Raw genomic sequence first — 20,206 nt, 5'->3', positions numbered from 1 at the left:
TGCCGCCTGGCGCATGGCGCGACACGCACCGCGCCGATGAGCTCAGATCGGCACCTACGAGCACCTCCGACCAGCCCGCGGCGGTACCGTCGCCACGTGGCCGAACCGGTGACGGTGGTGTGGTGGACCGCCGACGCGCCGCTGTTCGAGAGCAGGGTGCACCCCGGGCCCGAGGAAGGCTTCGTCGCCGTCTACCCGCTGCGACCGGCATCCGACCAGCGCGCCACTCTGGTCGCCGTCGTCGACCGTGCCGTCCTGCCGACCGCCCGGGGCATGACGATCGGCAACCAGGACGGCACGACCGTCACGATGGCCCCGCTCGGCGAGCCTGAGGTGCTCGATGTGTCGACAGCGGCGGACCCGCGCACCCGCACCCCACCCTGGGACCTGATGCCCCGCGACCGTTGGGTGGTCGCGCCGCCGAGCACGGCGTTCACCCGCTTCTTCGATCGCCGGAGCCCTACAGGACAGGTCGTCATCAGGATCCTGGCCGTGGTGGCAGGCTTGGCCGGGGTCTACTTCAGTGTGCTCATCCGCCCGGGGCGCGACTCACGGCAAGCCTTGGAGGCGGTTGCCCTCCTGGTCGGACTTGGTCTCCTCACTGCGATGATGGGCTCCCTCGCAGACCGGTTTCGTGGACGCGACGAGGACGTGCACGAGCGTGTCACGCTCCCGGGACCCGATCGCCGCCGGCTTGCGCGTCGAGCGCCGCGTTGAGGACGTCGGCGTCGCAGCTGATCCCGTCGGTGGGGCGGGCTCGGAGTATCTCGGTGCCGGCGCGGCGAGGGCGGGGTCGCCGAGGGGGGAGAGCGATGAGTTCGGGGCGCCGCCGGCGTCTGCCCTGGGCACGACCCGCACCGTGGGCAAGAAGAGGCCTGGCGGCGCATACTTGAGGCTCCGACGAGGAAAGGTTCTCCCATGGCGCGCGCCATCTGGAGTGGGTCCATCAGCTTCGGGCTGGTGACGATCCCGGTGAAGCTCTACAACGCCGTGAGTCGCCGCACGGTGCACTTCAACCAGTTGGACTCCCGCACCAACTCGCGCATCAAGCAGAAGCGGGTCTCGGCGGAGGACGGCCAGGAGGTGCCCTCGGAGCACCTCGTGAAGGGCTACGAGCTCGGGTCGGGCAACTACGTGATCGTCACCGAGGACGAGCTCGCCGCCCTCGACCCCAAGGCGCAGCGCACCATCGAGATCGAGGAGTTCGTCGACCTCGCCGACATCGATCCCATCTACTACGACAGCGCCTACTACCTGGCGCCCGACCAGGCCACGGTGAAGCCCTACGCGCTGCTGGCGGAGGCGATGGAGCGCAGCCAGAAGGTGGGCATCGCCCGCTTCGTGATGCGCACCAAGCAGTACCTGGCGGCCATCCGCCCCGTCGACGGCAAGCTCGTGCTGTCGACCATGGTCTACCCGGACGAGGTCAACGCGCCGGCCGAGATCCCCGAGCTGGCCGACGTCGAGGGCATCGAGGTCTCCGACCGCGAGCTCGACATGGCCAACCAGCTCGTCGAATCGCTGGCCGCCGACTTCGAGCCCGAGAAGTTCCACGACACCTACCGCGAGCAGGTGCTGGCCCTCATCGAGCGCAAGGCCGCCGGCGAGGCCGAGGTCGTCACCGCCCCGGCCGCGCCGAGCGAGGAGAAGGTGGTCGACCTCATGGCCGCCCTCGAGGCCAGCGTCAAGGAGGCCAAGGCCGCTCGTTCGCGCCATCCGAGCGGGACGGACGAGGCCGAGGAGGGCAAGCCGACGGTGAAGCCGGCCAAGGCCAAGCCCGCCAAGAAGAAGGCCCCGGCGAAGACGGCCGCCGCCAAGCGCAAGTCCGCCTGAGGCGGGCGTGGCCGGCACCAGCCACACCGTCGAGATCGAGGGCCACGAGCTCAAGCTCTCCAACCTCGACAAGGTCCTGTACCCCGAGGCCCACTTCACCAAGGCCGAGGTGATCGACTACTACGTGCGCGTCGCCCCGGCGATGCTCCCGCACCTCGAAGGCCGCGGCATCACCCTGCGCCGCTACCCCGACGGCGTCGACGGCACCTCGTTCTTCGAGAAGCGCTGCGCATCGCACCGGCCCGATTTCGTGCAGGTGGCGTTGGGCCCGGGGGACCGCAAAGGGGGCATCGAGTACTGCGTCCTCGGTGACACGGCCAGCCTGGCCTGGGCGGCGAACATGGCCGGCCTCGAGGTCCACGTGCCCATGGCCCGGGCGGCGATCGACCTCGACGTGCCGACCATGGTGGTGTTCGACCTCGACCCGGGCGAGCCCGCCACCATCACCGAGTGCTGCCAGGTGGCCCTCGACATCCGCGACCTGCTCGAGCCGCTGGGACTCGAGCTGTTCGCCAAGACCTCGGGCTCCAAGGGTCTCCAGCTCTACCTCCCCCTCAACACGTCGGCCACCCACGAAGGAGCCTCGACCTTCGCCCTGGCGGTCGCCCAGGTGCTCGAGAAGCAGCACCCGGATCGGATCCTGAGCCAGATGACCAAGGCGATGCGGACGGGGAAGGTCTTCATCGACTGGAGCCAGAACTCCCGCCACAAGACCACCATCGGGGCCTATTCCCTGCGCGCCCGGCCCCGGCCCACGGTGTCGACCCCGGTGGCGTGGGACGAGGTCGACGACGCCGCCGGGGGTGCGCCACTTTCCTTCACGGCGCCGGACGTCCTGGAACGGGTCGAAGAACACGGCGACCTCTTCGAGGCGACGGCGACCCTCGAACAGGAGCTCCCGGCGCTGGGGTGAGCGACCTCGGGCCGCGACCCTGGGACCAACGGCTCTGTGAGCGCCGGCGAAGGCGCTGGTAGCGTTTTCCCCATGTCGAGCCGCAGCCTGCCCCGTCGCATCGCCGGCCGCGTGAAGCGCCTGCTGACCCCGACGCCGCCGGCGCCGCTCCCCGACGAGACCGACGCCAGCGAGCACGGCGCCTACGACGCGGCCCACGAAGACGACGCCCCCGAGACCGAGACCGAGGTCGATGCCGAGGCGGCGACCCCGCCCTCGCCCCCGCTGCCGCCGCCGGTGCTGCACGACATCGTCGCTCCGCCGACGATGAAGGACCCGGACCGTCAGGAGGAGTTCGCTTCGGTCGGCTACACGATCGTCGATCTGATCACCCCCGATCAGGCCGCCGAGCTGCTCGCCCTCGCCAAGGACATCCACCGGGAACGCGGTGGCCACATGTGGGAGTCCGACTTCTACAGCCCCGACCTCGAGGTGAAGCGCAAGGTCGCCGAGACCCTCCAGGCCGTCGTGCAGCCCGCCGTCGACGAGCACCTGGTCGACCACGAGATGCTCATCCAGAACTTCGTGGTCAACTGGCCCGGTCCCCGCGGCGGGCTCGAGCTGCACCAGCACTCCTCGATCACCGACGAGGAGAAGTACCGGGGCGCGGTGATCTGGCTGGCCCTGCACGAGACCTCGCTCGAGAACGGCACCCTCAACGTCGTGCCCCAGAGCCACCGGGTGCTCGGCCAGCACAAGGCCGAGCGCACGCCTGAGTGGTTCGAGGGACTGCACGAGCACATCTGCGACAACCACCTCGAGACGGTCGTCCTCCAGGCGGGTCAGGCCCTCGTGTTCGACAACGCCGTCCTGCACAACTCGTACTCGAACATCACCGAGGACCCCCGCATGACCGCGGTGATCGTGGTCGCACCACGCGACGCCGCCCTCCGCTACTACGACTACATCGACGACGGCACCGTGCGGATCTACGAGCTCGACCCCGAGTTCTTCCTCCAGCAGGTGGCAGCCACCCACGGCGAGTGGGCGCCGCCCGAGGGCCTCGAGCCCGTGGGGGAGGAGCACATCGAGGTGCGCCGCCTCACTCCCGAGGAGACGCTCGCGCTGCTGCCCCACGGCACGGCCGGCAAGGAAGCGGCGGCGCTGGGCACCCGCCAGCCCCACTTCGGCTGACCACGGCGTCCCGCCCGCCGCGGGTGCCCCGGATCGCTCCGGGTCGGCGCCCTACCGGGCGACGAAGTACTTGGCGCGGGGGTGGTGGCAGATGATGGCCGAGGTGGTCTGCTCGGGCTGGTACTGGAAGCCCGTGTCCTCGCTCACCTCGAGGCCGATGCGTTCGGCGCCGAGCAGTTCGGCCACCTTGACGTTGTCCTCGAGGTCCGGGCAGGCCGGGTAGCCCCACGAGTAGCGGCCGCTGCGGTACTGCTGGCGGAACAGGCCCTGGAGGTCCGGGCCGTCCTCGTCGGCGAAGCCCCACTCCTCGCGGATGCGGTGGTGCCAGTACTCGGCGAGCGCCTCGGCCATCTCGACGCCGAGGCCGTGCAGCAGGAGGTACTCCTGGTAGCGGTCGGCCGCGAACAGTTCGGCGGTGCGCTCGGACACGGTGGCGCCCATGGTGACGATCTGGAACGCGGCGTAGTCCGCCTCACCAGACTCGGCCGGGCGGAAGAAGTCGGCGATGCAGAGCCAGGGCTCCTTGGACTGGCGGGGGAAGTCGAAGCGCAGCCACTCGGACGTGCGGGTCTCATCCTTCCAGATGACCAGCTGGTCGCCCTCGCTGTTGGCGGGGAAGTAGCCGTAGACCACCTGGGGCACGAGCAGGGCGTCCTGCTTGGCGATGGCCAGTTGCTCTCGGAGCGTCGGGCGGATGCGGGCCTTGAACTCGTCGTCGGACTCGCCGTCCTCGGGGCGGAACCCCCACTGGTTGCGGAAGATGGCCGTCTCGTTGACGTAGGCGGCGATGTCGTCGATGGCGAGGCCCTTGACCACCTTCGAACCGAGGAAGGGCGGCTCGAACACGGGGTTGTCGGTGGCGGCCTCGGGTGAACGGGCGGGCCGCTCGCCGTCGTCGGCTTCGCCGCCGGCGAACTGCTCCTTGATCCGGGAGGGCACGACCGAGTCGGAGGGCACCCGGCCCCAGTCGGGGTCGTCCTCGGCGCCGCGGCGCAGCTCGCCGAGGCGGTCCATGACCCGCAGGCCCTCGAAGGCGTCCTTGCCGTAGAACAGGCGACCCTCGTAGACCTCGCGGAGGTCGCGCTCGACGTACGAGCGGGTGAGGGCGGCGCCACCGAGCACCACGGGGATGTCCGCCAGCGAGCGGTCGTTCAGCTCCTCGAGGTTGTCGCGCATGATGAGCGTGCTCTTCACCAGCAGGCCGCTCATGCCGATGGCGTCGGCCTTCACCTCGAGGGCCTTCTCGATCATCTCGGAGATGCCGATCTTGATGCCGAGGTTGTGCACCTCGTAGCCGTTGTTGGTGAGGATGATGTCCACGAGGTTCTTGCCGATGTCGTGGACGTCGCCCTTCACCGTGGCGAGCACGATGCGGCCCTTGCCGCCGCCGTCCTCCACCTTCTCCATGTGGGGTTCGAGGAAGGCGACCGCGGTCTTCATCGTCTCGGCGGACTGGAGCACGAACGGCAGCTGCATCTCGCCGGCGCCGAAGAGCTCGCCCACGACCTTCATGCCCGCCAGCAGCGTGTCGTTGACGATGGCGAGGGCGGGCGTGCCCTGGTCGAGGGCGGTCTGGAGGTCCGCCTCGAGGCCGTCGCGCTCGCCGTCGATGATGCGCTGGGACAGGATCTGCTCGATGGTCCAGTCGGAGCGGTCCTCCTGCACCACCTCGGTGGTGGAGACGTCCTCGAACACTGCCAGCAGCGCCTGGAGCGGGTCGTAGTTGGGGTCGTCGCCGGTGCCGCCGGCGGTGCCGCGGCGGTCGTGGACGAGGTCGAGGCAGACCTGGCGCTGCTCGTCGGGGATCTTGTTGAGCGGCATGATGCGGGCGGCGTGGACGATGGCCGAGTCGAGGCCGGCCTCGACCGCCTCGTGCAGGAACACCGAGTTGAGGACGTGGCGGGCCGCGGGCTTGAGGCCGAACGAGGCGTTCGACACGCCGAGGGTGGTGAAGGCGCCGGGGATCTCGGCCTTGATGCGGCGGATGGCCTCGAAGGTCTCGATGGCGTCGCGACGCAGGTCGTCGTCGCCGGTCGACAGCGGGAAGGTGAGCGCGTCGAAGATCAGGTCGGACGCCTCGAGGCCGTAGCGCTGCACGGCCAGGTCGTGGATCCGGTGGGCGATGCGCATCTTCCACTCGACGTCGCGGGCCTGGCCCTCCTCGTCGATGAGCAGGCAGATGACGGCGGCGCCGTACTCCTTGGCCAGCTTGAACACGCGGTCGAGGCGGGAGCCCTCGGCCTCGCCGTCCTCGAGGTTGGCGGAGTTGAGGATGGCCCGCCCGCCCAGCCACTGGAGGCCCGCCTCCATGACCTGGGGCTCGGTGGAGTCCATCACCAGCGGCGCGCTGGCCTGGGTGGCGAAGCGCTTGGCGATCTCGTCCATGTCGCCGGTGCCGTCGCGGCCCACGTAGTCGACGCAGACGTCGAGGATGTGCGAGCCCTCCTTGACCTGGTCCTTGGCCATCTGCACGCAGGTGTCCCAGTCGGCCTCGAGGAGCGACTCGCGGAACTTCTTGGAGCCGTTGGCGTTGGTGCGCTCGCCGATGATCAGGAACGAGGTGTCCTGGTGGAAGGGGACGAGGCTGTAGATCGAGGTGGCCCCGGGCTCGTGGACGGGCGTGCGCGGCGCCGGCGTGAGGTCGCGGCAGTGCTCGACCACCTGGCGGAGGTGCTCGGGGGTGGTGCCGCAGCAGCCGCCGATGACCCGGACGCCGAGCTCGGTGACGAACCGGGTGTGGTGCTCGACGAGCTGCTCGGGGGTGAGGTCGTAGTGCATCTTGCCGTCCACCACGCTGGGCAGGCCGGCGTTGGGCAGGCACGAGATGGGCATGCGGGCGTGCTGGCTGAGGTGGCGCAGGTGCTCGCCCATCTCGGACGGGCCGGTGGCGCAGTTCAGGCCGATGACGTCGGGGTGCATCGGGTCGAGCGCGGCCAGGGCGGCGCCGATCTCGGTGCCCGGCAGCATGCGGCCGGTGAGCTCCATCGTGACCTGCACCTGGAGGGGGACCTCGCGGCCGGCGGCGGCCATGGCCCGGCGGGCGCCGTTCATGGCGGCCTTGATGGAGAGCAGGTCGAACATCGTCTCGATGATGAAGAGGTCGACCCCGCCTTCGAGGAGCGCGGCGGCCTGGATCTCGAAGCCGTCGCGCAGCTCGGCGTAGCGGATCTGCCCGAGCGAAGGGAACTTGGTGCCGGGGCCCATCGAGCCGGCCACGAAGCGGGGTCGGTCGGGGGTGGAGAAGCCGTCGGCGACCTCGCGGGCGATGCGGGCGGCGGCCACGTTGATCTCGTGGGCCCGATCGGCCAGTCCGTACTCGCCGAGGGTCACCGGGAGCCCGCCGAAGGTGTCGGTCTCGACCACGTCGACACCGACGTCGAAGTACGTCTCGTGGAACTTGGCCACGACGTCAGGCCGGGTGATGGCCAGGTACTCGTTGCAGCCCTCGAGGTCGGCGCCGCCGAAGTCGTCGGCGGTGAGCTCGAGGGTCTGCAGGAACGTCCCCGTCGCGCCGTCGTACACGACCACGCGCTCGTTCACCAGGTCCAGGAAGCTCGCCATCAGTGCAGGCTACCGACCGACCCCTCCGAAGGAGAAAGGGGATCGGGAACCGCGGACGGCCGCCTCCTCGCGCTCAGGAGGCTCGCGGCGGCGATCGCGAGGAAGGGGAGGCTCGGGAGCCGGAACCGTGCGTCGCCCAGGCTGATCAGGGGGATCGCCAGCAGCGACCAGCCGGCGAGCACGACCATGGTCAGGCCGCGGCGTCGTCGGAGCAGGGCGAGCGCCGTCCCGACGACCGCCAGGACCACGACGACCCGCGACCACACCGTGGAGAGCCCGGCGAGGCGGTTGCTGAGGCGCTGGTCGAGGTCTCGGCCGTCACGCGAGTTCAGCTGGTCGATTCCCGAGCGGTCCGAGTCCCACAAGGTCGCCTCCATGCGCCCCACCATCAGCCGGGGCTCCCGACCGGGGTTCTCCCGGAGCAGCTGGAAGGCACGGTCGAGGCGCTCCCGGTTGGCCTCGACCGCGCTCGCATCCTGCGTGTACGGGCAGCGTTCGAAGTCGATGGGCCCGCCGTCGGCTTCCGGCAGGCGCCCGAGGCACAGGCTGGAGCCGGCCCGGAGGTCGAAGGGGACGAACGAGCGGGCCACGTAGGAGGACCGGAGCGCGAACGGGAGCACGACGAGCAGGACCGCGACGCCGCCGAGCGCGAGAGACCGGAGCCGGCGCAGCCACGGGCCTCCGGCGGGCACGGCGAGGAAGAGCGCCAGAAGCACCAGTGAGCCCGGCCGCACCTCTGCGGCCAGGCCCAGGAGAGCGCCGGCGACCAGCAGACGGGTGGTCGAGGGCTGCCGCTCCCACACCAAGGCGAGCACCACGGCCACCCCCAGGAGGGTCGCCAACGGCTCCGAGAGCACCACGGCCGCGCCGATCACGACGTTGGGCCAGAACGCCAGCACCGCCGCCGCCGCCAGCCCCGCGGCCGGTCCTGCGACCCGACGGCCGAGGACGCCGGTCAACAGGACCGTCAGCCCCGACAATGCGGACTGCACGAGCCCGACGCTCACGACGAGGTCGGGGCGCAGCCACGAGGTCGAACGGGCGAGGTCCACGAGCGCGACGAACAGGGGATAGCCCGCCGAGATCTCCGCGGACGTGGTGAGGCCGTCGCCCGCCCGCCACTCGCGCGCCAGTCGGAGATAGAACCACTGGTCGCCGAAGTAGGGCGGGTCGCCGGGGTGGCGCACGGAGACGTACGCGCTCAACGCCCCCGACACGGCCGCGAAAGCGCCGAGGGCGACCCACCAGAGGCGACTGCGGTCCGGTCGTCGGCTCCCGGACGGCGCCGCCCCTCCGTCAGGCCGAGGGGGCAGGCTCGTGCCCGCTCGTGGGGCCGGCACCGTCGGGCGCACCGCGGCGTCGGAGGCGAGCCAGCAGCCGCTGGAGGGGACCCGGCCCGTGGCCCGGCTCCTCGTGGGTCCCGTCGGAGCGCAGCTCGAGGTAGATGGCCTTGCCGACACCCATCAGCGGCACCGCGACGAGCGCGCCGGGAACGCCGGCCACCGAGACCCCGACGATGGCGCCCACCATGGTGGTGGCGGCCTGCAGGTTGACGGCGTCACCGATGATGATCGGCGACAGCACGTGGTTCTCGAAGTTCATGTAGAGCAGGAAGAACGCCGCGCAGATGACGCCGGTCGTGGCGCCCTGGGTGAAGGCGAGCAGCACGAACGGGATGCCGCCGACCGCCCCACCGATCTGGGGGACCAGGTTGAACACCATCACCCACACGGCGACGAGCGGGATGAGGGGGACGCCGAAGATCAGCCCCACCACGAGCACGGCGAGGCCCTGGAGCACGGCGACGAGCACCGAGCCCGCGAAGTACTTGCCGATCACGCGGTAGAACAGCCGGCCCAGTCGATCGGCCCGGGGCCGTCGCTCGGTCGGCACGAGGCGGCGACCGGCACGCACGAGGCGTTGCCCGTCGAGCAGGAGGGTGACCGCGATCAGCAGGGTGGTGAAGCCGGCGAGGGCGCCGCTGGCGACCGAGCGGGCGGCGCCCGTGACCGTCGACTCGCTCCCGGCGAGGCGGTCGGGGAGGTTCTCGAGCCAGTCCTGCACCTTGGCGGGCACGTCGTTGTCCGCGAGGGTGCCACCGACGAGGGGGAGGTCCGTGAGCTGGTCGACGACGTCGGGGATGTCGTCTTGCAGATTCCGTGCCTGGCGGACGGTCTCGGGCCCGAGGGTCACGCCGATGACCACCAGGGCGGCGAGCACCATCAGCAGCACGCTGCCGACCGCGACTCCACGACGGCAGCGGAGCCGGGCCTCGATGCGGTCGACCACGGGGTTCAGCGCCAGCGCCAGCAGCCCGCCGATCACCAACCAGGTGAGCGTGCGGGGGGTCGAGCGCACGAGACCGGCGACGGCGGCAATGGCGATGCACGCGCCCACCACCATGGCCGGGGTGCGCCAGTCGAGGTCGACGATCTCGATCTCGGGCGGGGCAGCCGTCACGGTCGCCGTCGGCGACGTGGTCGAGAGCGCAGCGGCGCTCGCGGCGCGCTCCTCCTCCCCAGGCCCAGGCACGTCGGTACTGTACCGATGCCATGCCGAGCGATCCGGACGAACCCACGGTGCCGCATCCTGTGCCGCCCGCCGCCGTGGCCGGTGAGCCGGTCCGGCGCCGTGTCATCCGCTACAGCGGGTTCTCGCTGGTACGGGCCGTCCTCGTCGTCGGCCTCGGCGTGTTCGGCGTGTTCGCCTTCCTCGCCGCGAAGCGGCCACTCGGCTGGCTCCTCGTCGCCATCCTGCTGGCGGCGCTGCTGTACCCGATCGTCGAGCGGCTCGCCCGCCACCTGCCCCGCGGCCTCGCGATCGCGGTCGTGGCCGTGGGCGGCTTGCTCCTGGTCGGTGGCATCACCTACCGCGGCATCGACGAGGTGCGCACCCAGGCCGATCGCGTCGAGCGGGCGGCTCCCGCGGCCGCCCGCGACCTCCAGCGCTCCGAGCGCTTCGGTGAGTTCGCCCGCCAGGCGCAGCTCGAGGACAAGGTCGCCACGTTCGTGGAGGAGCTGCCGGACCGTCTGCGCGGGGGTGACACGGTCGACGCGCTCCGGTCCGCGGCGAGCCGGGGTGCGGCCTTCGTGGCCACGTTCGTGCTCATGCTGTTCGTCCTGATCTCCGGGCCGCGCTTCATCGACAGCGGCCTCGCCCAGATCCGTGACCCGGAACGCCGCGCCGGTGTCCAGTCGGTCCTCGAACAGGCGTACCCGCGGGCCTGGCGGTACGTCGCGCTGTCGTTGGCGAAGGCCATCGTGGCGGGCCTGTTCACGTGGGCCGTGTGCGTGGTCGCCGACGTGCCCGGGGCGGTGCTGCTCGGGCTGTGGGTGGGGGCGTGGAGCCTGGTCCCCGCAGTCGGGGTCCTCGTCGGTTCGCTCGCCGTGGTCCTGCTCGGGGTCACGGTGTCGCTCGAGACCGCCGCGGCCCTGCTGGCGCTGTTCCTGGCGTACCAGGTGGCCGAGGTGCTCGTGCTCCAGCGCCGCATCGAGGCCCGTTCGATCCACGTGGGACCCTTCGTCTCACTCGTGGTCGCGGCGCTCGGCCTCGAGCTGTACGGCATCGGTGGGCTCTTCGGCGGCCTCGCCGTGGTCGTGTTCGTCCTCTGCGTGCTCGACGGCTTGGCCCCGACCGATGATTCCGACCTCCCGGATGCCGCAGGAGACGCCTTCGATGTCGCATAGTGGGCCGATGGAGGCTCGCGGTCGATGAAGATCTACACGAAGAAGGGCGACGACGGGACCACGGGCCTGCTCTACGGCGGGCGGGTGCCCAAGGACTCGCCGCTCCCGACCGCCTACGGCGAGGTCGACGAGGCCCAGGCCGTGCTCGGCCTGGCCCGAGCCGACGCCGAGCGTGGCGGCGAGCTCGACACGCTCCTGATCGGCCTCGAGCGCGACCTGTGGGTCCTCATGGCCGAGCTGGCCACCAGCCCCGAGCACCGCGACCGGCTGACTCCCGGCGCCAGCCTCGTCACCGAGGAGATGGTGCTGGCCCTCGAAGCGCAGATCGACGCCGTCTCCGAGCGCTTCGAGCTCCCCACCGAGTTCGTCGTGCCCGGCGAGAACCGCCTCTCCGCCACGCTCGACCTGGGTCGCACCGTGGTGCGCCGGGCCGAGCGCCATGCCCTGTCCGCCGTCGAGGACGGCTCCCAGGTCGTGCCCTACCTCAACCGACTCAGCGACCTGCTCTGGGCCCTCGCCCGGTGGCAGGGGGGAGGGTCGCTCACCGCCCGAGAGGACGTCTCGTGACCATCGCCTTCACCACCGCCCCGGAAGCTCCCGACGACGCGGACGTGCTCGCCGTCCTCGTCGCCGACGGTGGCGCCCCCCACCCGGCCGTCGACGCCGAGGTGCTCGAACGCCTGGGCTTCGAGGCCAAGGCCGGCACCACCCGCGTGCTGGTGGGTGCCGACGGTGGCCTCCTGGCCGTGGCGGGCCTCGGGACCCTCGCCGACGTGGACGAGGACGCAGTGCGCAAGGCAGGTGCCGCGCTGGCGCGGGCCCTCGACCACCACGCCACCGTCGCGGTCGACCTCGGCGACGCCGGCGGGCTCGACGGTCGGGCCGCGGCCCAGGCGCTCGGCGAGGGCCTCGCCCTCGGGGCCTACTCGTACGACCGCTACAAGTCCGAGCCCGAGCCGTCGAAGCTGGCGAGTGCGGTGATCGTGTCCATGGACGACGCGGTGGGCGAGGGCTTCGACCGCGCCGCCCGCATCGGCGAGGCCGTGTGCTGGGCCCGCGACCTCGCCAACACCCCCGGGGGCACCCTGACCCCCGAGGAGCTGGCCGCCGCCGCGATCGCGATGGCCGAGCGCGAAGGGCTCGAGGCCCACGTGCTCGATCTCGAGGGCATCGTCGCCGCCCGCCTCGGCGGCCTGCTCGGGGTCAACCGGGGCTCGACCCGGCCGCCGCGCTTCATCGAGCTCCGGCACGTGCCGTCGGGGCCCTCCCGCGGGCGGGTGGCGCTCGTCGGCAAGGGCATCACCTTCGACTCGGGCGGCCTCTCCATCAAGACCGCTGACGGCATGGTCGGCATGCAGGGGGACATGGGGGGCGGCGCCGCCGTCCTCGGTGCCATGTCCGTCGTGCGCACGTTCGCCCCCGACCTCGAGGTGCGGGCCTACGTGCCCGCCACCGACAACATGTTGGGCGGCGACGCCACCCGCCCGGGGGATGTCCTGACCATCCGCAACGGCACCACGGTCGAGGTCCTCAACACCGACGCCGAAGGGCGCCTCGTCCTCGCCGACGGGCTGTGCATGGCCGCGGAGGCCGAACCCGACGCCGTGGTCGACCTCGCCACCCTCACCGGCGCATGCATGGTCGCCCTCGGCTCGCACATCGCCGGCCTCATGGGCAACGACGACGGCTGGAACGCGCAGGTGCGAGAGGCCGCCGAGCGGGCGGGTGAGCGGGTGTGGCCCCTGCCGCTGCCCGACGACTACCGGCGCCTGTTGGACAGCCCGGTCGCCGACCTCAAGAACGTCGGCCCCCGCTGGGGTGGGGCGCTGACCGCCGGGCTCTTCCTGCGCGAGTTCGTGCCCGAGGACCTCCCGTGGGTGCACCTCGACATCGCGGGACCCGCCTGGGCCGACGACGCGTCCGACCTCACCCGCAAGGGTGGGACGGGCTTCGGGGTCCGCACCTTGGTGGCCCTGCTCGAGGGGTTCACCTCGCCCGGGAGCACCCAGGGCTGAGGTTCGCGGCCCCGTCGCTCGCGCTGCCGGGGCGGCCCGGGGTCAGGCCTCGGTGGCGGGGTCGGCGGCGCCGGGGGCGGGCGAGGCGGCACCCGCCGCGCCCCGCCGGCCGAAGTGGCGCCAGTGCTCCACCGCGTGGGCGAGGCCGGCCAGGCCGGTGCGCAGCAGGGGCACCCGGGAGATCTCGTCGCCGTAGTGGGTGGGGATGGCCACCTCGGCGATGCGGTCGTCGTTCTCGAGCAGGCGCAGGGTGATGGCCGTGTCGAAGTCGAAGCCGTTGGGCAGGTCGTGCAGGTCGGGGATGGCCATCAGTCGGTCCACCTTGTAGGCCCGGAAGCCGCTGAACCACTCGGACAGGTGCGATCCGCTGAGGAAGTTGAAGGTGCGGCTCAGCACCCGGTTGCCGATGCGGCGATCGATGGGCATGCGGCCGCGCTTGGCCCCGCCGGGCAGGATCATCCGAGAGCCGTGGACGGCCTCCGCCTCGCCCGCCACCAATGGGGCGACCAGGTCGGCGGCCATCTCCGGCGGGTACTGCCCGTCGCCGTGCACGAGGATGGCGATGTCGGCGCCACGGTCGTGCGCCCACTGGTACAGGGCCTTCTGGTTGCCGCCGTAGCCCAGGTTCACGGGCTGGTGGGTCACCTCGACCTCGAAGTGCGGATTGCGGGCGGCCCACTTCTCGGCGAGGTCGAACGTGTTGTCCGAGCTGGCGTCGTCGGAGATCAGCACCCACGGCACCCGGCCGTCGATGGTCGCCGGGATGCGATCGAGGACGCCCTCGATGGTGTCGGACGCCTCGTAGGCGACGACGGTCACGGCGATCTGCACGGCTCGTCCTGTCGGTTCGGTTTCGCCCGGGGGGTCCGGGTCAGCTCGTGGGCGCGAGCGCCGAGTCCGCGGCGCGCTCGGCGGTGTCGGCGCCCTTGCCCGCAGTCTGCTCGGCCCGGCGTCGGGCGGCGGCCTCGCTGGCCTCCTCGCCCTTGCGCAGGGCGGCCTCGCTGCGCTCGGCGTTGTCGTCGCGCAGCGCGAGGTTCTTGCGCTTGGTCCGCACCATCTGGTCGAGGTAGGTGTCCTCGGAGCCGGTGAGCTGGCCCTTGAAGAACTTGAAGGCCCGCTTGGGGCGGCGCACCCAGCTGGTGATGTAGAACGCCGAGATCATGAAGAGCTGCATGAGGCGCAGCTCCTTCACCCCGAGGCGGGGGTTCCAGCTGCGGTGCTCGGACGAGCCACGCGAGAGGCCCACGTAGTAGGCGGCGTCGTCGAGCACGTGCTCGCCGGAGGCCACCAGGTCGTCGAAGTCGCGGCTGCCGGGGTACGGGCAGAACATCATGACGGCCACGTCGGAGCAGCCGAGCCACGCGCACTTCAACATGAAGCGCACGGACTTCCACAGATCGCCGCGGGTCTCCTTGGGGTGGCCGATGAGGATGTTGATCATCGTGTGCAGGCCGATGTCCTCGCCGTCGACGATGGCCTCCTGGACGTGCGAGAGCTTCACCCGCTTGTCCATGTGGTCGAGCATCCGCTGCGAGCCGCTCTCGGGGGCGAAGGTGATGTTGCGGCAGCGGGTGTCGTAGATCCGCTGGAGCACCTCGCGGTCGATGGCCTCGATGCGGGTACCCACCGGGAGCTGCCAGTCGACGTCGAGGTCGGCCTTCTCGAGGGCGTCGCAGAGGCCGAGGGTCCACTTGCGGTTGGTGGCCGCGGTGAGATCGACGAAGTTCACGTTGCCGATGCCGTACTTGTCGACGTACTCGGCGATCTCGTCGACCACGTCCTCGGGCTCGCGCACGACGTACTTGGTGGTCCACATCTGCGGGGAGGAGCAGAACGAGCACTTGTAGGGGCAGCCGCGGGTGCCGAGCACCTGGATGGACCGGCCGCGGTCGACGCCGAAGAACGGGTAGTGCTTGAAGTACTCGTCGAGGGGGACGAGGTCCCACGCCGGGCGCGGGATCTCCGTGTTGACCTCTTTCTTGGTCATGCGGATGGACAGGCCGGTGTCGACGATGGTGGTGCTCTCGGCGGTCTCGCGCACCGCGATGCCGGTCATCCCCCCGAGCGAGCGGCCGGCGGCGAGGCGGTCGCACAGCTCGACCATGGTGGCCTCGCCCTCGCCGAGCACGCAGCAGTCCAGGTGCTTGCTCTGCTCGAGCATGATCTTGTGGAACGCCGTGCCGTTCTCGCCGCCGATCACGATGAAGATCTCGGGGCGGCGCTCGGCGATGAGATCGATGAGGTCGCGGATGGTGGGCCACTCGTGCAGGAACATCGTGGTGATGCCGACGACCGTGGCGGCCGGGTCGATGCGCTCGACGATCTCGTCGAGCGAGAGGCCGATCTGGTGCAGCTTGCCGACGGGGGAGTCGATCTCGATCCACTGGTCGATGGCCTCACCGGCGCCGTCGATCAACTGCACCGTGTGGCCCGACTCGCGCAGTGCGGCCGCCACGTAGGCGGCGCCGATGGGTGGCGTGGGCCCGTGGGTGGCCAGCGCTCCCGGCATCACGACCACCGGGGCGCGCAGGATGGTGACCGTGGTCTTGGCAGCGGCGTCGCTCAACGTGGCCGCGTCGCCGCCGGGGCCGGGATCGTTGGAATCGAGCATCTGCAATCCTTTGCGTTGATGGTCCGGATCCGCCCGGGCGATTCTAGGCCGCAAGCCCTCTCGCGCGCCGAACGTAGGGGGGTGCGACTTCGCCGCCGGCCGGTGGCTCAGTGGCCGAGGAGGCGGGCCTTCGCCCGGGCCAGCCGGGCGTGCGCCCGGCCGCGGCGGGTGCGCTCGAAGTGCTGCTGGGCCAGGAGCGCGGCCGCCGTCGTGGGCGGGTCGGCGCGGTGGACGACGTCGATCACCGGGAAGCCGGCGGGGAGGTGCTGGCGGAGCGACCCGGGGCTGTTGTCGCAGAAGAACTGCTCGTCGACGCCCCACACCTCGACGCGGTCGTCGTCGATGCCCACGGCGTGGACGAGGGTGGCGTCGATCGGCGCCGCCACGCCGGCGATCGCGGCCCGGGGCGCATCCGAGTAGTTCGGCGGCGAGCCGTGCAGCACCCTGCTGTCCATGACGACGACGTCACCGGCGACCACGTCGACGGGCTGCGCCACGGCCCACAGCTCCTCGAGCTCGTCGAGGTAGCTGGGCTCGGTGCGGGTGCCCCGCCACTCGCGCCCGCAGCGATGGCTGCCCGGCAGCACGTGGAGGGCGCCGTTGCCCCGCTCCCGGCCGATGTCGTCGAGGGCGAGCCAGACCGTGACGCTGCGGTGCTCGCGCTCGTCGACGACGGTGGGGTCCTGGTGGAGGGGGAGGAAGGAGTCGCCGCCGGGGAACTTGGTCAGGAACGAGTTCATGACCATGCGGTGCCCGGTCAGCAACGGCCCGGCAACCTCCTCCCAGATGGGGGCGAGGTCCGCCTTGATACGGACGCGCTCCTCGGGAGTGCACCCGTCGGTGCTGAGGCGCCAGTTGTCCCCGGGCGCCATGCGGTTGCGCCACGTGCGGTCGGCCGCGGCCTCGGCGGCGGCGAACTCGGGGCCGACGGGCACCGACTCGCCGACGGGGGCGTCGCGGTAGAGGTCCCAGGCGTGGTCGAGCACGCTGATGCCCAGCCCGGGGAGGTGGACGAATCCGTCGCGGTCGAGGCGCTGCTCGAGCGCCGGGTCCCGGAAGGTGGCCGGGGTCACGACCGGTCCCCCGTGAGCGAGCCGGCGGCGTCGAGCTCGTCGACGACCTCCCAGTCGAGCTCGATCGACCACGTCAGGATCTCCATCTGGATGCGCGTTCCGATCTTCACGTCCTGCCAGACCCGAGCCGTCACCATACCTTCGCGCTCGTCCACGGCCGTCACCATGGCATAGAGCTCGCCGAGCATGGGGACGCGGGGGATGGTGCCGTGGAAGCGGTAGTGGCCGACCTCGAGCCCGCCGGCCGGCACCACCACCCGTTTGAACACCGTCGAGCTCTTGATGCGATCGGGTGGGAGCTCGTTGGGGTTGCCCGTCTTGGCCAGGAGGGCGAACTCGACCCGCGTGGTCGGGCTGGGCTCGGCGACCTCGATGCGGCCCTCGAACTCGAGGGCGCCGTTCTCGGGCACCTGCCGGCGGGCGAGCTCGAGCCGGTCCACCCGGACGTTGCTGGTGTACTGCACCAGACCGCTCTCCCAGCCGGTGCCGCCGATGCGCTCGACGACCTCCGCCGCCGGTCCCTCGTCCACCACCCGGCCGGCGTCGAGTCGCACGACGCGGTCGCAGATCTCCTCGACGAGCTCGAGGTCGTGGGAGACGAAGGCCGCGCTCGCGCCGGCCTCGACCAGCGCCCGCACGGCGTTGATGGCCTGCTTCTGGAAGGCCCGGTCCCCGACGGCGAGCACCTCGTCGATCAGGAGCAGGTCGGGACGGGCGTTGATGGCCAGCGCGAAGCCGAGCCGCGTGCGCATCCCGCTGGAGTACTGCTTCACCGGGGCGCGGAGCGCGTCGCCGATGTCGGCGAACGCGACGATGGCGTCCATCGCGTCCTCGAGGTCGGCGCGGCTGAGGTCGAGGAGCCCGGCGGTCTCCCGGAGGTTCTCCTCGCCGGTCAACGCGTCGTGGAAGCCGATGCCGAGCTCGAGCATCGAGACGAGGCGGCCTCGGGTGATGACCTCGCCAGCGGTCGGCGCGGTCACCCCGGCGATGCACTTGAGGATCGTGGACTTCCCCGAGCCGTTGGGGCCGATGATGCCGAGGCATTCCCCTCGGCGCACGTCCAGGTCGACGCCATCCAGCGCACGGACCTCGCCGTCGCGTTCGGCAGGCATCACCTCGCTGGGCAGGGCGGCGCGGAAGCCGCCCTTGCGCAACCCGGCGTGGTAGCGCTTCTCCACCCCGCGGCACTCGACCACGAGGGGGCCGGTCGCCCGCCCGTCGCCACCCGAGAGGGCCCGCTGTCGGCGGGCGTCGGCGTCGGGGTCGCCCGTCACCTGCTCGAGTGCGAACTCGACCTCGGTGGCCATCTGGGGTTGCTCGCGGGTCACGGGCCCCTCGATCCAGATCTCACCCCCGTCGCGGCCGTGCACCCGCTGGGTGGTCTCGTCGACGAGCACGACCTGGACCTGGGCATGGCCGGAGTCCGCCGGGAGGCCCGAGGTGCGGCCCCGGAGGCGATACCGGCCGGGTCGCCGCACGGCGGCCGGGAGCGGGGAGGTCACCCGGGCGATGGTCACCTCGGGGGCGAGGGTGGCCCAGTTCAGGGCCATGCCGATCGCCGGCTCGGGGGTCTCGGCGGTGACCTCGACGTCGGCGGTGAGCACCAGCTCGTCCCACGGCCCCAGTCGGGGGTTCTCGAGGGTGAACGAGCCGAACTGCATCGTCGGCTGCTCGGCGTCGGCGAGCTCCACCGACTGGGGGCTGAGGTAGCGCTGGATCACCTCGGTGGCGGGACCGTCGTCGACCACCCGACCCTTGCGGACGTGCACGACCCGCTCGCACACGGCCGCCACGAGCCACGTCGAGTGGGACACGAACAACAGGGTCGTGCCGGCGTCGTGCATCTCGGTGATGCGCTCGACGCACTTCTCCTGGAACTCCTGGTCACCGACGGCCAGGACCTCGTCGATCAGGAGGATGTCCGCGGGCACGTGGACCGCGACCGCGAAGCCGAGGCGCGCCCGCATGCCGGTCGAGTAGTGCTTCATCGGGGTGTCGATCGCGTCGGCGATGTCGGCGAATTCGATGATCGCCGGCATGGCCGCCTCGGCCTCGTCCGGGGTGAGGCCGAGGATGGTGGCGGTGCCCCGGACGTTCTCGCGGCCGGTCAGCTCGAGGTGGAAGCCCAGGCCGAGCTCGATCATCGAGCCGATGGACCCGACGCGGCGGACCTCGCCCTCGGAGGGCTCGATCACCCCGGCGAGCAGCTTGAGGAGGGTCGACTTGCCCGCCCCGTTGGCCCCGATGAGCCCGACGCTGTCCCCGGGAGCGATGTCGAGGTCGACGGCGTGCAGGGCCGTGTGCTCCTGGCGGTAGTGGCGTTCGGACCACGGGTTGGCCATCGACAACGGCTTGCGCGAGGCCCGGTCGAACGACTTCGTCACCCCTCGGAGGCGGATGCTGCCCGGGGCGAGCCCGTCGTCCTCAGAGGACATCGGCGAAGCGCTGCTCGACCTTGCGCACGTAGAAGAGCGAGGCGACGAGCAGCGCCGACCCGATGGTCAGGTGGATGGCCGTCAGCGACCAGTTCGGCCACAGCCCGCACAGCATGGTGCGACGGAGCCCGTCGATGCCGACGGCGATCGGGTTGACGACCGCCAGCCACTTCAGGGAGCCGAGGAAGGAGGCCTCGTACATCACCGGCGTGGCGAAGAACCCGGCCCGCAACAGGAGCTGCACGGCCTGCGTGAGGTCCCGGATGAACACGGCCAGGGCGCTGAACCACACGCTCAGGGCCGCCGTCCACACCACGATGAGCAGCAGCACCGGCAGTGCGCCCAGCACCGTGGGGGTCGGGGCGATGCCCTGGATGCCCGCCACGATGAAGATCGTGAAGAAGGCGATCGCGAAGTCGAGCCCGTGGACACCGACGTCGGCCAAGGGGATGGCCTCGCGGGGGAAGTAGATCTTGCTGGTCAGCGGAGCCGCGAGGATCAGGCTGCTGGTTGCCGCGCCCAGGGCCATCGAGAAGAAGGTCCAGACGACGAGGCCCGTCCACGCCGAGCTCAGGTACGGCGCGCACGACCCGGTGGCCCCGAACGCCTGGGTCAGGATGACGCCGTAGACCACGAGGTACACGAGGGGGGTGATGACCGCCCACGCGAGGTCGAGGACGCTCTCGCGGTAGCGCACCCGGAACTCGCGCGGGGTGAGGATCTTGAGCAGCGCCCACGTCCGCTCCATGCGGTCACCGACGCCGACGACGGTGGCGGAGGAGCGTTCAGGCATCCGGCAATGCTACGACAGGCCCCAGGGCCGACAAAGTCCGTGGGTCGCACCCGGCGGGGCGCCGAGAGCGGGCCCGGGGCGGTGCAACCCCTGCTCGAACCGGCCATCGCGAG

General features: G+C 71.4%; 15 protein-coding genes. 7 read left to right on the top strand and 8 right to left on the bottom strand.

Features of this window, described 5'->3' with window-relative positions:
- Positions 1–96 precede the first annotated feature (96 nt).
- The 4 genes from JNK12_18975 to JNK12_18960 all read left to right on the top strand — a co-directional run bounded on the left by JNK12_18975 (position 97) and on the right by JNK12_18960 (position 3,919).
- The gene (locus JNK12_18975; protein ID MBL8778030.1) at positions 97–717 is read left to right on the top strand and encodes a hypothetical protein; all 621 of its coding nucleotides are present in this window, start codon (positions 97–99) and stop codon (positions 715–717) included.
- A gap of 201 nt (positions 718–918) precedes the next feature.
- Positions 919–1,833 carry a Ku protein gene (locus JNK12_18970; GenBank protein ID MBL8778029.1) on the top strand — a complete coding sequence of 305 codons (915 nt, stop codon included), beginning with the start codon at positions 919–921 and terminating at the stop codon, positions 1,831–1,833.
- A gap of 7 nt (positions 1,834–1,840) precedes the next feature.
- Positions 1,841–2,746 (top strand): non-homologous end-joining DNA ligase, encoded by a 906-nt coding sequence (ligD, locus tag JNK12_18965; protein ID MBL8778028.1) that lies wholly within the window; start codon positions 1,841–1,843, stop codon positions 2,744–2,746.
- Between the two features lie 72 nt (positions 2,747–2,818).
- Entirely contained in the window at positions 2,819–3,919 is a 1,101-nt protein-coding gene (locus JNK12_18960; protein MBL8778027.1) for a phytanoyl-CoA dioxygenase family protein, read from the top strand.
- Between the two features lie 51 nt (positions 3,920–3,970).
- Here JNK12_18960 and metH read toward each other — a convergent pair whose 3' ends face one another.
- The 3 genes from metH to JNK12_18945 all read right to left on the bottom strand — a co-directional run bounded on the left by metH (position 3,971) and on the right by JNK12_18945 (position 10,012).
- The gene (gene metH, locus JNK12_18955; GenBank protein ID MBL8778026.1) at positions 3,971–7,480 is read right to left on the bottom strand and encodes a methionine synthase; all 3,510 of its coding nucleotides are present in this window, start codon (positions 7,478–7,480) and stop codon (positions 3,971–3,973) included.
- Positions 7,480–8,697, bottom strand: coding sequence for a glycosyltransferase family 39 protein (locus JNK12_18950; protein MBL8778025.1), 1,218 nt, complete (start codon positions 8,695–8,697; stop codon positions 7,480–7,482). The genes metH and JNK12_18950 overlap by 1 nt, the downstream gene beginning before the upstream one ends.
- Positions 8,698–8,776: 79 nt before the next feature.
- A complete protein-coding gene (locus JNK12_18945; protein MBL8778024.1) occupies positions 8,777–10,012 on the bottom strand; it encodes an AI-2E family transporter in 1,236 nt (411 codons plus the stop codon).
- Between the two features lie 20 nt (positions 10,013–10,032).
- Here JNK12_18945 and JNK12_18940 point away from each other — a divergent pair, with 20 nt between their 5' ends.
- From JNK12_18940 to JNK12_18930, 3 genes are read left to right on the top strand one after another with little or no spacing between them, the layout of a single operon-like run.
- The gene (locus JNK12_18940) at positions 10,033–11,166 is read left to right on the top strand and encodes an AI-2E family transporter (GenBank protein ID MBL8778023.1); all 1,134 of its coding nucleotides are present in this window, start codon (positions 10,033–10,035) and stop codon (positions 11,164–11,166) included.
- Positions 11,167–11,190: 24 nt separating this feature from the next.
- Positions 11,191–11,733 carry a cob(I)yrinic acid a,c-diamide adenosyltransferase gene (locus tag JNK12_18935; GenBank protein MBL8778022.1) on the top strand — a complete coding sequence of 181 codons (543 nt, stop codon included), beginning with the start codon at positions 11,191–11,193 and terminating at the stop codon, positions 11,731–11,733.
- Positions 11,730–13,181, top strand: a complete 1,452-nt coding sequence (locus JNK12_18930) for a leucyl aminopeptidase (protein ID MBL8778021.1) — start codon at positions 11,730–11,732, stop codon at positions 13,179–13,181. Before JNK12_18935 ends, JNK12_18930 begins: the two co-directional genes overlap by 4 nt.
- A 42-nt stretch (positions 13,182–13,223) precedes the next feature.
- Here the strand turns inward: JNK12_18930 and JNK12_18925 are convergent, their stop codons facing one another.
- From JNK12_18925 to JNK12_18905, 5 genes are all read right to left on the bottom strand, one after another.
- Positions 13,224–14,012 carry a glycosyltransferase family 2 protein gene (locus JNK12_18925; GenBank protein MBL8778020.1) on the bottom strand — a complete coding sequence of 263 codons (789 nt, stop codon included), beginning with the start codon at positions 14,010–14,012 and terminating at the stop codon, positions 13,224–13,226.
- 40 nt (positions 14,013–14,052) lie between these two features.
- Positions 14,053–15,792, bottom strand: coding sequence for a B12-binding domain-containing radical SAM protein (locus JNK12_18920; GenBank protein ID MBL8778019.1), 1,740 nt, complete (start codon positions 15,790–15,792; stop codon positions 14,053–14,055).
- 107 nt (positions 15,793–15,899) lie between these two features.
- Entirely contained in the window at positions 15,900–16,865 is a 966-nt protein-coding gene (locus JNK12_18915) for a phytanoyl-CoA dioxygenase family protein (protein MBL8778018.1), read from the bottom strand.
- Positions 16,862–19,300 carry an ATP-binding cassette domain-containing protein gene (locus tag JNK12_18910; protein MBL8778017.1) on the bottom strand — a complete coding sequence of 813 codons (2,439 nt, stop codon included), beginning with the start codon at positions 19,298–19,300 and terminating at the stop codon, positions 16,862–16,864. Before JNK12_18910 ends, JNK12_18915 begins: the two co-directional genes overlap by 4 nt.
- The gene (locus JNK12_18905; protein MBL8778016.1) at positions 19,290–20,093 is read right to left on the bottom strand and encodes an ABC transporter permease; all 804 of its coding nucleotides are present in this window, start codon (positions 20,091–20,093) and stop codon (positions 19,290–19,292) included. Before JNK12_18905 ends, JNK12_18910 begins: the two co-directional genes overlap by 11 nt.
- Positions 20,094–20,206 lie beyond the last annotated feature (113 nt).

The sequence above is a fragment of the Acidimicrobiales bacterium genome, from assembly GCA_016794585.1.
Taxonomy (GTDB): Bacteria; Actinomycetota; Acidimicrobiia; order Acidimicrobiales; family DATDAH01; genus JAEUJM01.
The sequence above is the reverse complement of the archived record's forward strand: the minus strand, read 5'-3'. Positions and strand labels throughout refer to the sequence as shown.

Bases quoted from the DNA above. Each gene is read 5' to 3' on its own strand.
- JNK12_18970 (MBL8778029.1), top strand. From the start codon at position 919: ATGGCGCGCGCCATCTGGAGTGGGTCCATCAGCTTCGGGCTGGTGACG.
- JNK12_18960 (MBL8778027.1), top strand. From the start codon at position 2,819: ATGTCGAGCCGCAGCCTGCCCCGTCGCATCGCCGGCCGCGTGAAGCGC.
- metH (MBL8778026.1), bottom strand. From the start codon at position 7,480: ATGGCGAGCTTCCTGGACCTGGTGAACGAGCGCGTGGTCGTGTACGAC.
- JNK12_18940 (MBL8778023.1), top strand. From the start codon at position 10,033: ATGCCGAGCGATCCGGACGAACCCACGGTGCCGCATCCTGTGCCGCCC.
- JNK12_18935 (MBL8778022.1), top strand. From the start codon at position 11,191: ATGAAGATCTACACGAAGAAGGGCGACGACGGGACCACGGGCCTGCTC.
- JNK12_18920 (MBL8778019.1), bottom strand. From the start codon at position 15,792: ATGCTCGATTCCAACGATCCCGGCCCCGGCGGCGACGCGGCCACGTTG.
- JNK12_18910 (MBL8778017.1), bottom strand. From the start codon at position 19,300: ATGTCCTCTGAGGACGACGGGCTCGCCCCGGGCAGCATCCGCCTCCGA.
- JNK12_18905 (MBL8778016.1), bottom strand. From the start codon at position 20,093: ATGCCTGAACGCTCCTCCGCCACCGTCGTCGGCGTCGGTGACCGCATG.